Below are 14,515 nucleotides of genomic sequence, written 5' to 3'. Positions count from 1 at the left end.
CCCTGCTATTCCCCCATGACGCCGCGTGTCGCCGATCACACCGTGAGCAGGAACCGCTCCTCGATCCGGCGGTAGCCGAGGCTCTCGTAGAGCGTGATCGCCGAGGTGTTGAAGCCGAAGACATGCAGCCCGATCGAGTCTGCTCCCAGCCGTGCCGCCTCATGCTCAGCCGCGAGCATGAGGTCGCGACCGTAGCCCTTGCGACGTTGCTCGGACGCGATCTCGATGTCGAGGATGAACGCATGCGGACGCCCACCCCGGCGGCGCACCCCGATCCACAGCACCCCGACCTCGGCGCCGTCGACGTGGGCCGTGAAGAGCTCCTGCCCCTCCGAATCGATGCCCTCGGGAAGTTCGAGCTCCATCTGCCGGTGCGACTCGACCACCGCATCCTCCGCCGAATACCGGCCGGAAGACACCAGATCCTCGGCGAAGGCCGCTTCGGATGCCGCGGCGAAGCTCGTGAATCGCTCGGGCGTCATCGGTGTCACGACAAGGCCACCGGGCGCGCGAGGCGCGCGAGACGGGAGAGGTTCGAGAAGCATCTGGATCGACGCGACCTCGAAACCTCGTCCCTCGACGAAGGCTCTGCCCGCGGTGTCGGAGGAGTGCAACGCGATGCTGAGGCGACCGACGTGCTGCCTGCGTGCCAAAGACCGGAGCTCGTCGAGCAGCTCGTCGAGCTGTCGCGCGGTCGGATCGATCGCGAACGCGAGATCGACGATGATCAGCACCCCGCTGTTCGCGGCGAGCCACACCGTGCCGATGCGGGTGCCCTCTTCATCGATCGTGAGGATGAGCGAGGTCTCGGTCTCGTGGCCGGCCGAGAGCAGGTCACCCAGGACGGCATCGACGTGCGAGCCGGCATCCTCGCCGACGGACATCCCCGACTCCTGCCGAAGCGTCACGAGCCGCGCTCTGGTGGCCTCGAGCCAGTCGTCGAAGTGGTCTGCGCTGAGCGGGGTCAGGTCAAGAGGCATGATTCCATCCTGCACCGCATGGCCGCCGAGGCTCATGCCTTGTGGAGTGCGTCCTCCACGGCGACCCACGCCAGCATGGCGCATTTCACTCGCGCCACATAGCGCGAGACGCCCCCGAGGGCGGCGGCGTCGCCGAGCAGCTCCTCATCCGGTTCGATCTTGCCTCGCGAGCGCATCGCCTCGCGGAACGCGGCGATGCGGATCTCGAGCTCGTCGACCGTGAGCCCCTCGGCGAGTTCGGCGAGCAGGGACGCGGAGGCCTGCGAGATGGCGCAACCGTGGCCCTCCCACGCGAGCGCCTCGATGCTGCCGTCGTCGGCGCGATGCACCTGCAGGGTGACCTCGTCACCGCAGGTCGGATTCACCTGGTGCGACTGCGCGGCGATCTCGCCGCGCAGCCCGAACCCGTGCGGGGTGCGGGAGTGGTCGAGGATGAGTTCCTGATACAGGTTCTGCAGGTCGCTCATGCGCCCCTCCGGAAGAAGTCGATCGCGCCCTGGACGCCGTCGAGCACTGCATCGATCTCGGCCTGGGTCGTGTACAGATAGGTGCTGGCCCTCGTCGACGAGGTGATGCCGAGACGACGATGCAGCGGCTGCGCGCAGTGGTGCCCCACCCGCACGGCGATGCCGCGATCGTCGAGGAATTGGCCCACGTCGTGCGAGTGGATGCCGTCCACGTCGAAGCTCGCGAGCCCGACGCGCGGCAGGTCGATGCCGGCGCCGAGCACGCGCACCCCGTCTATAGCTGTGAGCCCCTCGACGAGTCGTCTGCCGAAGGCGGCCTCGTGCGCGGCGATGCGCGGCATGCCCACCGCGGTCAGGTAGTCGATCGCCGCGGCGAGCGCGACCGCCTGCGAGACCCGCTGGGTGCCGGCCTCGAAGCGCTGGGGCGGCGGCAGATAGGCGGCCTCCGCGGTGGTGACCGTCGTGATCATCGAACCGCCCGTGAGGAACGGCGGCATGGCTTCGAGCAGCTCGCGCCGACCGTAGAGCGCGCCGATACCGGTGGGGCCGAGCATCTTGTGACCCGACAGCACGGCGAAGTCGACATCGAGCGCGCGCACGTCGAGCGGCAGATGAGGAGCCGACTGGCAGGCGTCGAGCACGACCATCGCGCCGACCGCGCGGGCCATGGCGACGAGCTGCTCGACGGGGTTGATCACGCCGAGCACGTTCGACACGTGTGTGAACGCGACGAGCTTCGTGCGTCCGGTGATGAGGTCGGCGGCGGCATCGAGTCGGAGGGCCCCGTCGTCATCGAGCGGGATCACCCGCAGGGTTGCGCCCGCACGTGCCGCGAGCTCCTGCCACGGGATGAGATTCGCGTGGTGCTCCATCTCGGTGGTGACGATCTCGTCGCCCGCACGCAGCCGAAGACGCTCTGCAGCCGCTCCCCCGCGTCCCAGCGACGCGTTCGAGATCGAATAGGCGACGAGGTTGAGCGCCTCGGTGGCGTTCGACGTCCAGACGATCTCGCCCTCGTCGGCGCCCACGAACCGCGCCACGGTCGCGCGGGCATCCTCGAAAACCTCCGTCGCCTCGGCGGCGAGGGTGTGTGCACCGCGATGCACGGCGGCGTTCAGCGTCGAGGCGAACTCGCGTTCGGCGTCGAGCACGGCGAGGGGACGCTGCGAGGTGGCACCCGAATCCAGATACGTCAGGGGATGTCCGTTGACCTCGGCGCGCAGGATCGGGAAGTCCTCACGGAGGCGCCGCACCTCCGCATCGGTCAGAGCGCCACCTCCCGATGGGGCGATCACGTCGGATTCGCGGGAAAGGCTCATCCTTCTAGCTTCTCATCTGGCGCACCCTGCGGGGCGCCCCTTCGCGCAGAGGAGTCGGTCAGGGCACCACGAGGATGTGGTCGGTATCTGCGAACCCGAACGTCCCCGTCGCCGGGTCGACATAGCGCAGCGTGACCCGATGGAGTCCCGGCCGGATATCGACGAACGACACGATGGTCGACGCGCCCGTGAGCACCACGGTCGACGCAGGACCCCCGTCGACGGATACGGATGCCGTCGACCCGGCGTTGCCCCGAACATCGAGCGCGAGGTCATCGCGCCTCCCGTCGCCGTCGGAATCCGTGCGCGAGATGACCCCGTCCGAGTCCTCACCCAGTCCCGGGACGGGGAAGTACACCGGTCCGGTCGGCTCGCTCGCCGTCTGCTCGCCCGTGGTCGGCGAGGTCTGCCGCATCGAGATCGAGATGCCCTGATGAAGGAACTCGATGTCGGGACGAACCGAGAACGTTCCGTCCGCAGTGACGACCGTCGTGGCGATCACGCGGCCCGTCTCATCGACGATCTCGACGGCTGCACCCGGCGTCCCGGTGCCGGTGATCACCGGCGGAACGGCCGTGGTCGGCAGGATGCTCCAGGAGATCGTCACGGGCGGATCGACGGGAGGGTCCACCACCGGAGGCTCCACCACCGGCGGGTCCACGACGGGAGGCTCGACGACCGGAGGGTGTTGCGCGGGGGCCGACGGCGGTCGTACCGGGGGTGGGGTGCGCACGTCCCCCGGTGTCGAAGGCTCGGTGGTGTCCGCGGGCGCCGGGGGCACGGCGATCGGGTCCTCGACGGCCTCGCGATCGGGCTGCGGCTCAGGGACCGACGCGGGCGGCTGCGGTTCGACAGGAGGCTCCGCCTCGATCGGAGGTTCGGTCGGTGCCGGAGATTCGACCGGTGCCGGGGAATCGACCGGTGCCGGAGCCACAGCCGATGCGGGCGATTCGATCGGAGCCGGCGACGCGACGACGAGTGCGGACGACTCGTCGGCATCCGGGGATCCGACCGGCGCCAGCTGCGTGGCGACCGCCGCGACCGCGACGACCGCCGTCGCCGCGGCGACAGATCCGCCGACCACGAGCCACTGCGACGTTCCTCGGGGCATCCAGCCCGTCATCGAAGCCGCCATGGCGGGCGCCGGCGATCCGGCCGAATAGGCCGCCGCTGCAGGTCCGCCGATGACCACGGGCAGCAGCACGGCCCGCAGCTTCGACGAAGCCCGCTCGATCTCGGCACTGGCCATCGTGCATCGTGTGCAGCGTTCGAGGTGCGCGTCGAAGCGCGCGCGGTCGGCGCGCGCCACATGGCGCTTGCGACCCTGCGCCACGATGCGCTCACACGTCCACCGACATTCGGGGTCGCGTCCGGATTCTGCGATGTGCGCCTGCAGCCATGCGAGCTTGAACCCCTCCCTCGCCCGCGCTGCCAGCACCGAGACGGCGTTCGGGGTCATGCCCATGAGCGGTGCGATCTCTCGCGGCTTCATGCCCTCGACCTCGAGGTACCAGAGCAGGGTGCGCCATCGCTCGGGGAGATCCTTGAACGCCGCTGTCAGCAGCGCCTTGTCTGACAGCAGGTCGAGCGAGTCGTCGGTGTGCTCGACCGGCAGCTCGTCGATGTACTCGAGCGCGACGACGTCCTTCTGCTTGCCTCCCCAGGTGGCCGCGGCACTGCGCACGGCAGCGAAGATGTAGGGCCGGAAGGCGTCGGTCGGACCGCCGCCGTTGCGGATCGCGCTGAAAGTCTTGGCGAATGCCTCGCTGACGAGGTCCTCCGGATCGATGGAGCTCGTGATCGAACGCGCGGCGCGAAGTGCGGCCGGCGAATGACGATCCCAGAGCACGCCGAACGCCCTGCTGTCCCCCGCGCGGGTGGCGAGCACGAGCTCGTCGTCGCTCACCTCGGAGGCGGTCCGCATGCGTCGCTCGCGCACAGTCGAGGCGCTCACGGCGTGGCCCCGGGGGCGCGCATCGAGTCAGGAGCAACGGGCGGGTTGTTCACTGGGTTCCCTTTCGATTTCTCACTACCAGCCTTGCGATCCAGCGATCTGACCGGTATGTAGATTCGTATGAAGGTTCTCCGCGTCGAGTAGAGAAGGTTCCATGGCAGCCTCCGAGGTTCACCCCGCAGATCCGACGTTGCGAGACGCTCTGCGGGTCAGTGGCGGGCGGCTCTTCACGGCTGCCCGAAGCGCCCGCTTCGACTCGAGGACGTTCGCCGGAGTGGAGTTCTACGATCCGTCGACACCGGCCCCCGCGTACATCGACCGGATCGTGCTCGGTGCCGGCGTCGCATCGAGTCACGTGACGGCGCTCATAGCCGAGCTGGCCGACGCCGGGGCGGCCGCTCTCGTGCTGCGTGCCCCCATGGACGACGATCCTCGGGACTGGACGTCGACCGATCAGCACCCCGCCCTCGCCGTGCTCCGCCACGGCGAAGGAGACTGGGCGCAGCTCGCGAACGTCCTGCGGTCGCTGCTGGGTGCTCACTCGATCGGGCAGGTCACCGGCGTGCGGCTGGGTGATCTCTTCGGTCTTGCCGACGCGGTCGCCACCCTGGCAGGCGGAGCGGTCAGCATCGTCGACTCCGCGGGCCAGGTCGTGGGGTACTCCACGCACAGCGAGCAGCCGATCGACGACGCACGACGACGCACCACTCTCCTGCTGCAGGAGGACATCTCGATCACGTCCGACTCCCGCTACCGATCGCTGCTCCGTGTCACCGAGGCGCGGCACTTCCCCTCGAGCACCGACCTGTTCGGCCGGGTCGGGATCGCCGTCAGAGCGTCGGGAGAACTGCTCGGCTCTCTCTGGGTGATCCAGGTCGACCCGTCGCACGCCGCCCACACCCGAGATCTGCTGCAGGAGATGGAGCCGATCGTCGCCCAGCATCTGCTGCGCGCACGCGAGGACGCGGGCGACCGCGACCAGCGCACCTCCGGGCTTCTCCGAACGCTTCTCGAGGACCGTCGGCATGCCCGCGGCGCGGCCTCGCAGCTGCTCCTCCGACCCGAGGCCGGTTGCACCGTCGTGTGCCTGCGGGTGAACACCTTCGACGAGGTCGAGGCTGTGCGTGGATTGCACCGCGTGCTCCATCTGGCGATCAGCGTGTCCAGCGCCGCGTTCCCGGGTTCGCACAGCGCGATCGTGGGCTCCCAGGTCGTGACGCTCATCCCCGGCCCTCACCAGGCAGCGGCCGAGACCTTCACCCAGGCGATGGTCCGCGTCGACAACGCGCTGATCGCAGGCATCGGCAGGCGTGCGAACGACATCAACGGCATCGCTCGTTCGTACCGCGAGGCCGGAGCCGTCGCCGGCGCGCTCATGAGTTCGCCGCGCCATGACAGAGACCGTCACGCCCTTGTCGCGACCTTCGACGAGATGCGCAATCGCCTCGCCATCCTGCAGGTCGGCGATCTCATCGAGGGCCTCGACGCCGCGGTCGGCGATGCGGCGAGCATCCTCGCCGCACATGACGCGGCGCAGGGCACCGATCTGACGCGCACCGTGCGCGTCTACCTCGACCAGCTCGGCAGCGTCCGCGAGACGGCGAATGCGCTGCACGTTCACCAGAACACCGTACGGTACCGGCTCGATGTCGTGCGCACCGAGCTGGGGATCGATCTCGATTCGCCCGACACTCGGCTCTGGCTCTGGCTCCGTCTGTCAGCCGACTCGCGCACAACGGACTGAGCGCTCATTCGATGGCCGCCGGCAGCAGGATGGTCACGCCGGCGCGCTTCGTCGTCGGGTCGACGTATCGGGCGGCGACGAACGGCTCATCGGCCCCGGAGCGGATGACGATCCCGTCGCGAGCTGCGGCCGGAAGCCACACCATGCGCGACCGCCCCTGACCATCGAGCAGCTCGACCCACGTATCCGGCTCGGCGCGCAGATGCAGGCAGCTCACAGCGCCGAGAGAGACCCCGGGGCAGGTGTCTGGGTCGGCGGGCGCGATGGTCGGTGTCGCGAAGGTCAGCGGCCCGATGTCCTCCGCCCACTCGGTGACTCCGGTCACGGCGTCCTGCTGCCCCACACTGAGCGTCATGCCCTGGTGAGTCTCTTCGCCCGAGACGTCGAGCACGAACGCGCCGAACTCATCGACGATCGCCTTATGCAGCACCACACCGTTCTCGTCGACGGCCGTGATGATCGCGCCGGGAGTGCCGATCCCCTCCAGCAGATCCGGGATCAAGGAGTTCTGCGCGATCGGCTGCGTGATGCGAAACTCCGGTGCGTCGACGGGAGGTGATGCCTCCGCGCTGCCCTCGGTCGGCCCCGTCGTCTCGGGCGCGACCGTCGACGGAACCGGAGTGCCATCGCTGCCCGGAACCAGCGGGTGGCCTTCCTCCGTGACTCGTGCCGAGCTCTCACGCGGATCGCTCTCCGTCGAATCCGACATCGACTCCGATGCGGGCGCCGGCTCGTGCTCCGGTGCCGGCTGCGCCTCGGGCGTCGGTTCGGCCGCAGGCGGCAGGACCACAGGGTGGGGCAGCTCTTCGAGAACCGGACCGGCCTCACCCCCGATCGTCACCTCAGACGATGACGAAGGGAGTTCGGTGCGGTCGGAATCCCCGGCGGACAGAGTCAGCACGCTGCCGGTGAAGATGACAGCGCCGACGACGACGACAGCGGTGGCCGCCAGCGCCGCGAGGCCTCCGGCCGGAACCGCCGATGCTGCTCCGTGCGCGGCGGCAGGAGTGCCGGCGCCGAACGATGCCCCACCGTCCGTCCCGAACGCCCCGGCTGACCCGACCGACGAGGCCGCCCCCATGACGTGGGCCTCTGCCGTCCCATCGCCTGTGTAGATCGCCGCCGCCGCGCCGCCGAGCAGTGCCGCGGGCAGGATCGAACGCAGCCGCTGCGACACGGTGTCGATCTCCGCAGCGACGATCCGGCATCCGCCGCACGTGTTCATGTGCTCGCTGAAGCGGTCCGCGTCGCCGGCACCCATCGAGCGCTCTCGCCTGGCCACCACGCGCTCGCAGAACCACCGGCACTCCTCCGACCGGGAGGGGTCGTGGATGTGCGCCTCCAGCCAGGCTCGACGGAAGCTGTCGCGTGCCCGTGCGGCCAGGGCGGAGACCGCGTTCGAGGTCATTCCCATCAGGGGCGCGAGTTCTCTCGGCTTCATCCCCTCGACCTCGAGATACCAGAGCAGGGTCCGGTGCCTCGCCGACAGCGTGCCGAACACCGCGGCGATGCTGGACCGCTCGGCGATGCGCTCGAAGGCGTCGCCGTCCTCCGCTGACAGGTCGCGCTCTGACACCAGGTCGATCGAGAGCGCGGTCCCGTTCCGAGCCCAGCGGGCGGCGGTGTTGCGCAACGTGGCGAGAAGATAGGGCCGGAAGGCGTCGCTCGGTCCACCGCCCGCCTTCGTCACCCGGAGGATCGACGCGAAGGCCTCGCTCACGAGATCGTCGGGATCCGACGACGGCGAGATCGCCCTGGCTGCACGCCGAGCCGATTCGACGTGCCTGCGCCAGAGAAGCGCGAAGTCACCGATGTCCCCACCGCGCACGGCCTCGATGATCTGAGCATCGGATGGTTCACCCGGGATGTCGTCTTCACCATCGATGTGCGTGCCGAGATTCATGCTGCTCCGGATGCTGTCAGGACCGGCGCCTCACGGGGAGCGCCGGAGACGAATGAGGGACGAGGCAGTGGGGATGCCTCGTCCCTCGGACCCTCGTAGGGGTCGATTCCGCGGGGAGAGGGTTCGGCCGGGGAGCGGTCGATCTCTGCCGTGCGGGCGTCGGCCGGGAACCCGACGCGCGGCCGATGGCCATACCTACAAGACCGATATGACCGGAAAACATGACGGGGCCCACCGGAGTTCTTCGACGAAAGGCACATCAGTCGACGCTCCCCGCCGGGCCCACGGGTGCGAGCGACAGAAAGCGCATCCTGTTCTCGCCGTAGAAGCAGGTCTGCACCATGAACTCGCCCGTCATGCCGACGAGCGCCTCGACGTTCGACCACTTCGGAGTGTGCCTCTCCTCGACGACCTCGTAGACGACGTCAGAGCCCTCGACCATGACGCGCTGACCGAGATCCCACCCGAGAATCACGTCGCCTCCGCAGTTGTTGTGGGCGGCGAAGAGCGGAAGCACGTCGTCTATCCGATAGCTGACCATCTCGGTGAACGTGCCGTCGCAGTGGTCGAGTTCGACCATCCCGCCCTCACCCCCGAGCCGGATCGTCGGCAGCTCGTCGGGGGCGAAGATCTGATGGAACTGCTTGAGCACCGAGACCTTGACGTCACCGGTCACCTTGTCCACGAGATCGGGGGCGAACACGGATGCCGAGAGGAAGGACATCCCGAGTCCGACGAGCACGATGCTCGCGAACAACAGACCGAATCGTCGCCGCGGCCGGCGACTCGGAACAGTCCCACCGGAAGCTCCTCGGTTCGAGTCGGTGCGGTCCACTGTCATGTCGACTGTCATGAGTCGGATTCAGCGGCACGATGCGTGGCTCGTCGGCCGCTGCGGTTCTTGCGCCCGCGCCGGGGCATGACGACGATGAAAGTGAGCACCGGGACCCCGACGACGAGCAGTGCCCACCACGGGAATCCCGCCGGGTCGGTCGTATCCGCGATCGTGGTGACGGAGGATTCCTCGGTGGGAGCGTCGATGCGCTCGGCGCGCACCAGAAGACGGTGGGTGTTGACGCCCGTGGGCGTGCAGGTGACGAGCGTCAGGTAGTCCTTGCCGACGACCTGGCGCAGATCCTCGGCATCGTTCGGAAGAACGGTCTTCGTCTGGTCGACCTCGTAGTAGAGGTCTCGGCCCAGGGTGCTGACGACGATGATGTCGCCCTCGACGAGTTCGTCGATGTCGTCGAAGAGGGTTGCCTGCACGAAGCCGTTGTGCCCGGTGAGCACCGAGTGGGTGCCCGAGCCGCCCACGGGGAGGGACGATCCGTAAAGGTGCCCGATCCCGCGCGACAGTGTCTCTTCGTCGGTGCCATGGAAGATCGGCAGGTCGACGTGGATGCTCGGAATGCGGATCCGTGCCATCGTGTCTGTTCCGTCGGCGCTCAGGGTGTCGAAGTATGCCGACGCGCCCTCCCCGATCGCTGTCTGCTGACCGTCAGCGCCGAGTGCATAGGGGTCACGCAGCGGTCCGGTCGGCAGGTTCTCGTTGTACTCGTCGGCCGCGGCGAGCATCTCGTCGACGGCCGCATCGGGAATCTGCTCGACGGACTGCACGTAGCCGTCGACATCGGTGTCGTGACTCCACGCGGAGAACCACGAGGCTGCGGTCGGATAGACGAGCACCACGATGCCGATGGTCGCGATGAGCATGACGATCGACTGGCTCCATCCCCACCGCGCCTTGTGCGCGGTGGCACGCGTGGAGGGTCGCGTCGGAGAATCCGGTGTGGACGCGTCGATGAGGGTCATGCTGCGCTCTCTGATCGAAGAAGGGGAAGAAGAAGGTGAAGACGAGTGGGCCGTGCGGGGGAAGGAATGTCTTCACCTCCCCCGCACGGCCGGTCTTCGGGTTACGCCTGTGCTGCGGCCTTGCGGCGGCTGCGGATGGCTAGGAGGACCGCTCCACCGAGCAGCATGACGCCACCGGCGAGGAACAGGGTCGTGCCGGTGCCACCGGTCAGCGGCAGGGTGAAGCCGGCGTTAGAGGGAACGTTGACGACCTCGAGGTCGACGCCCACGGCCGTGGTGGCTGCGGTGACGGTGAACTCGATCGGAGCCGCGAGCAGCTCGAATCCGTCGGGTGCGACGATCTCGGCGAGCCAGTACGACTGGTAGCCGTCTTCGCCCACTGCCACCGTGGCGTTGTCCGCCCAGTCGGAGTAGCGCAGACCCGAGATGGTCACGGTGCCGTCAGCGGCGACCGCGAACTCCGTCGAGCCGGCGAGGGCGATGGCGTTGGTGCCGTCGATCGCGTCCTGCTCGGTCGGGTACACCGAGAACACGGCGCCGGTGAGCGGTGCGCCGGCCTTGTCCGTCTTCTCGACCGTGATGTCGCCCCACTTGGTGATGACCTCAGGGGTGACCGTGGGTCCGCCGGGCTCACCGGGCAGAACCGTGTACGAACCGGCGTTCGGGTAGAGCACTGCCGTGTTGGCGATCTCGCCGACCGTGTTGACCTCGGTCGTGACGACGACCTGCACCTGCGTCGCGGGGTGAGCAGCGAGCACTGCGAGGCCCGACGCGGTGAACTCGACCGTGACCGCGTTGGTCGCGGCGTCGTGCACGATCGTGTAGTCGCCCGCGGCGAGCGGGGTTCCGTCGACGAGCGAGACAGCGGCGCTGACGTAGTCGAGCTTGTCGTCGAGCGTGTCGACGATCTTGTAGCCGTCGATGACGGCGACATTGGGGATGTCACCCGTGATGGTGAAGTCGATCTCGTCGCCGAGCTTGACGTCTTCCGAGTCCTCGACGGTCTTGGTCGCCTCGGTCAGGGCGTTCTTAGGGTAGACGTGCACGTCGTACAGCCAGCTGCTGTCATCGGCCGGATCGGTCAACGGCACGGTCACGAGGAACGGCGCCACACCGGTCGAGCCCGCCAGCGGTGCGGTCTCCACCACGAAGTACAGACCCAGGTCGAGGTTCGCCAGAGCGATCTCGCCGTTCGCGTCGGTCAGCGTCTGACCGCCGACCGCGCTGGCCGTGTAGCCGGCAGCGGTGATGTCGGCGACGCTGTCGGGGTCGAGGTCGGCGAGATCGTTCGCGTCGATCCAGCCCTGGTTGCTCGTCAGATCGATCGTGTCGACCTTGTAGACCGTGAAGCCCACGCCGGGCAGCGGTGCCAGTGCGACGTTCTGCTCGGTGCCGTCGTTCGGCAGGCCGGTCGGCGTCTCAGGCGCCTCGAACTTGTGGATCGTCAGCGAACCGACAGCATCCGGGTCGACGAGGTTCGGTGTCGCAGCGCTTGCGGGTGCTGCGAGGGTCAGCGCGGCGACGCCTGCGACGAGCAGACCTGCCGCGACGCGGGATCCGCGTCCGTTGTTGGGAGTGTTCACTGTGTCTCTCTCTCGGTGGCCAGGTCGCCCTGGTGGTGTACAGATGGTGGTCGGTGAGAAGTGCAGATCAGATCTGCGGGTCATCGGCGTCGGCACGTGCACTACGTCTGCGGACCCAGAGGGCCAGCGCGCCCGCGCCGAACACGGTCAGGGAACCGGCGAGGATGTAGGGCAGCGCGCCCGTCCCCCCGGTGGTCGGAAGGCTCATCGCCGGAACATCGCGCACCGTGATGATCTGGCCTGTGGCGGTCACCGCCGCGTCGCCGCCTGCCGTGATGCTCACGGTGCGGTCGGGGTTGATGGTGAACTTCACCGGCGCTGCGAGCAGGCTGAATCCGTCTGGTGCCGTCAGCTCGCTCAGCCAGTACGTGCCGGCGGGGATGCTGTCGATCTGGAACAGTCCCGTCTCGATGCCGTCGATCGTGAACGGCAGCGCGGTGCCCGGCTCGCCGTTCGCGTCGGCGAGCACGGCGAACGAGGAGCCGTCCATGCGCACCCACGTGTTCGCGGATGCCTCGCCGACCTTCTCGATCTGCAACGGGATGCGGAACGGCTCGATCGGCGTCTCGGTGCTGTCGTTGTTCGAGCGCACCGGGCCGCCCTTGGGGTCGGTTCCCGTGGAGTAGGCCGTGTTGATGACCTTCTTCGCGTCGACATCGGCCTGTCCGATGACGTACGGCGCATTCGCGATGCAGTGCGAGACCTGAGTGGGCGCGATGGTCGTGGGCGTGCACGTCACGGTGATGTTGCGCTGCGTCAGCCGGTCGTCGACCACCGTGATGTTCGCGACCGTGACGTTGCCGGTGTTGGTGACGTCGAACGCGTACATGATGTGATCGCCGAGCCCGGTCACGCCGTCCTGGTCGACGTCGACGACCGAGGCCGTCTTGTCGAGCACGATCTCGGGCGTCCATGTGGCCGGGATGATCTCGTCGTCCGTGTCGGTCACGGTGGGGCCGACGGCCGGAGTTCCGGTGGCGCGTGCGACGTTCGTCAGCGGTGCGTTGTCGATGTCGCCCTGCTGCACCACGTAGGTGGCCGTGCAGGTCATCTTGGCGCCGCTGGCGAGCGTGGAGCCCTGCGGCGGAACGCAGGTCAGGGCGCTCATGTCACCGACACCGGAGAACGCGTCCTCGGTGATGCGCACATTCGTCAGGTTGGTGTTGAGTGTCGTGTTGGTCGGTGCCTTGGGAGTCGTGTTGGTCGCCACGAAGGAGTAGGTGATGACGTCGCCGACCTTGGTGTACACCTTGTCGGGGTCGGTGTCGCTGGTCACGGCGACCCCGTTCACGGCGGTGATGCTCTTGACGATGTCGATCGACGGCTGGATGACCTCGAGCGAGGCGTCGGCCGGCGGGTTCAGGTTCGTCGTGATGTTGGCCGGGCCGTTGATGTAGGTGCCGTTGACCGTCGAGGTGACGTCGACCGTGATCGTGCACGAGGCCTGGCCCAAGGCGAGGTCGCCGCCGGTGACCGACACCGAGGTTCCGCCTGCGGGTGCCGTGACCGCATAGGCCGCACCGGCGCGCTGGACGCAGGTTCCGCCGACGTTCGGCGCCGCCGCGATCTTGAGGTTCACCGGCAGCGCGTCGGTGATGAACCAGTCGTTCTTGGCCATGAGGTCGCTCGTGTTCGTGACCGTGAGCGTCATCTTCGAGGTCGAGCCGTTCGTGATCACCGTCGGGCTGAACGCCTTGTCGAGCTGAGGAGTCACATCGACGATCTGCGGCAGGTCGAAGGCGACGTCGTTGCCCGAACCCGTGGCGGTCGCGTTGAACAGCGTCAGGCCGAGGTTGGCCGTGGTTCCGACGGGCACCTGATAGGCAGCAGACTGCAGCTTCGCGGTCTGCGTGCCCCAGAAGGTGTTGTTCGTGCAGGGGTTCAGACCCGTGCTGAGCACGATCGGGTTGCCGTTGACGATCAGGCTGAACGTCTCCTTGGGCTGGTTCGCACCACCGGCGGCGGGGCAGTTGACCGCGGCGAAGTACGCCGACACGGCGTAGTAGTGTCCGGCGACCGCGGGGATGGTGTTGACCGTGCGGAACTGCGTACCGGCGGCGATGACGCCGTTCGTCGCGTTGGTGTACGAGGTGAGCACCTGGTTCGTCGCGGCCTGAGCCGCCGTCTGCCCTTGCGCTGTGCCCAGTGCCGCCGCCATCTGCTGAAGCGTGGGCCAGGTCGTGGTCGGGTTGTTGAGGCAGCCGAGATCGGTGACGGGCGCCGTCGGGGTCACGCTGCTCATGACCCATCCGTTGCACTGGTTGCCGGCGGGCGTGTACTGAGTCGAGGCGGTGTACGTCGAGTTGGCCGCGGCCGCGCCACCCGTGTAGTTCAGGATGCTGATCGGCAGGAGCGACGCGTTCTGGTTCGAGAAGTTCTCGGTGTACACGGGCGTGCCCGGCTGCGGGGTGCCAGGAGTGCCAGGCACCGTCGCCGCGGCCGTGATGCCGCTGTTGGGGGCGAGAGTCGCGCCGGCGACGAGCACGCCGGCGATGGCGAGCACGCCGAGCAGCCGCGTCATCGCCCGTCGGCGAGGCGCGACTCCGGAGCGTGATGACCGCTCCGTCGTGCGGTGGTGCGAGCGAATGCTCATGAATGTCCCAATCCCGGCGCGCCGATCCCGTCCGCCACGTACGGCGAGCAGGAGAGGCGCATGCCTTGTCCCCGAAAAGTCGTGTGTGTCCCCAGTGCGAACAGGAAGCAGAAGCTGCCTGTCACATACCCAGACCTGGATGCGGAGTTTTTATGACGGG

The 14,515-nt window shown here is 68.2% G+C and carries 10 protein-coding genes; 1 reads left to right on the top strand and 9 read right to left on the bottom strand.

Annotated elements, in window-relative coordinates; translation table 11 throughout:
* Window positions 1-35: 35 nt before the first annotated feature.
* Genes AC04ME_RS04575 through AC04ME_RS04560 form a run of 4 tightly spaced genes read right to left on the bottom strand, consistent with a single transcriptional unit; the run spans window position 36 to window position 4,720 of the window.
* Entirely contained in the window at window positions 36-980 is a 945-nt protein-coding gene (locus tag AC04ME_RS04575) for a GNAT family N-acetyltransferase (protein WP_475433766.1), read from the bottom strand.
* Between the two features lie 32 nt (window positions 981-1,012).
* Complete coding sequence (gene sufU, locus AC04ME_RS04570; RefSeq protein ID WP_042537106.1) at window positions 1,013-1,447, bottom strand: Fe-S cluster assembly sulfur transfer protein SufU; 435 nt, start codon at window positions 1,445-1,447, stop codon at window positions 1,013-1,015.
* The gene (locus AC04ME_RS04565) at window positions 1,444-2,766 is read right to left on the bottom strand and encodes an aminotransferase class V-fold PLP-dependent enzyme (protein WP_475433763.1); all 1,323 of its coding nucleotides are present in this window, start codon (window positions 2,764-2,766) and stop codon (window positions 1,444-1,446) included. Before AC04ME_RS04565 ends, sufU begins: the two co-directional genes overlap by 4 nt.
* A 58-nt stretch (window positions 2,767-2,824) precedes the next feature.
* A complete protein-coding gene (locus AC04ME_RS04560; protein ID WP_475433761.1) occupies window positions 2,825-4,720 on the bottom strand; it encodes a sigma-70 family RNA polymerase sigma factor in 1,896 nt (631 codons plus the stop codon).
* Window positions 4,721-4,874: 154 nt separating this feature from the next.
* Here AC04ME_RS04560 and AC04ME_RS04555 point away from each other — a divergent pair, with 154 nt between their 5' ends.
* Complete coding sequence (locus AC04ME_RS04555; protein ID WP_475433759.1) at window positions 4,875-6,464, top strand: PucR family transcriptional regulator; 1,590 nt, start codon at window positions 4,875-4,877, stop codon at window positions 6,462-6,464.
* A gap of 4 nt (window positions 6,465-6,468) precedes the next feature.
* On the opposite strand, the gene AC04ME_RS04550 is transcribed toward AC04ME_RS04555, so the two are convergent.
* The 5 genes from AC04ME_RS04550 to AC04ME_RS04530 all read right to left on the bottom strand — a co-directional run bounded on the left by AC04ME_RS04550 (window position 6,469) and on the right by AC04ME_RS04530 (window position 14,355).
* Window positions 6,469-8,367, bottom strand: a complete 1,899-nt coding sequence (locus AC04ME_RS04550; protein ID WP_475433757.1) for a sigma-70 family RNA polymerase sigma factor — start codon at window positions 8,365-8,367, stop codon at window positions 6,469-6,471.
* Window positions 8,368-8,626: 259 nt separating this feature from the next.
* A complete protein-coding gene (locus AC04ME_RS04545; RefSeq protein ID WP_042537097.1) occupies window positions 8,627-9,124 on the bottom strand; it encodes a hypothetical protein in 498 nt (165 codons plus the stop codon).
* Window positions 9,125-9,216: 92 nt separating this feature from the next.
* Window positions 9,217-10,179, bottom strand: a complete 963-nt coding sequence (locus AC04ME_RS04540) for a class C sortase (RefSeq protein ID WP_475433755.1) — start codon at window positions 10,177-10,179, stop codon at window positions 9,217-9,219.
* A gap of 101 nt (window positions 10,180-10,280) precedes the next feature.
* Entirely contained in the window at window positions 10,281-11,762 is a 1,482-nt protein-coding gene (locus AC04ME_RS04535; RefSeq protein ID WP_228385647.1) for a SpaH/EbpB family LPXTG-anchored major pilin, read from the bottom strand.
* Between the two features lie 67 nt (window positions 11,763-11,829).
* Window positions 11,830-14,355, bottom strand: coding sequence for a prealbumin-like fold domain-containing protein (locus tag AC04ME_RS04530; protein ID WP_475433753.1), 2,526 nt, complete (start codon window positions 14,353-14,355; stop codon window positions 11,830-11,832).
* Window positions 14,356-14,515 lie beyond the last annotated feature (160 nt).

This window comes from Microbacterium sp. LjRoot205, assembly GCF_056175745.1.
The sequence above is the reverse complement of the archived record's forward strand: the minus strand, read 5'-3'. Positions and strand labels throughout refer to the sequence as shown.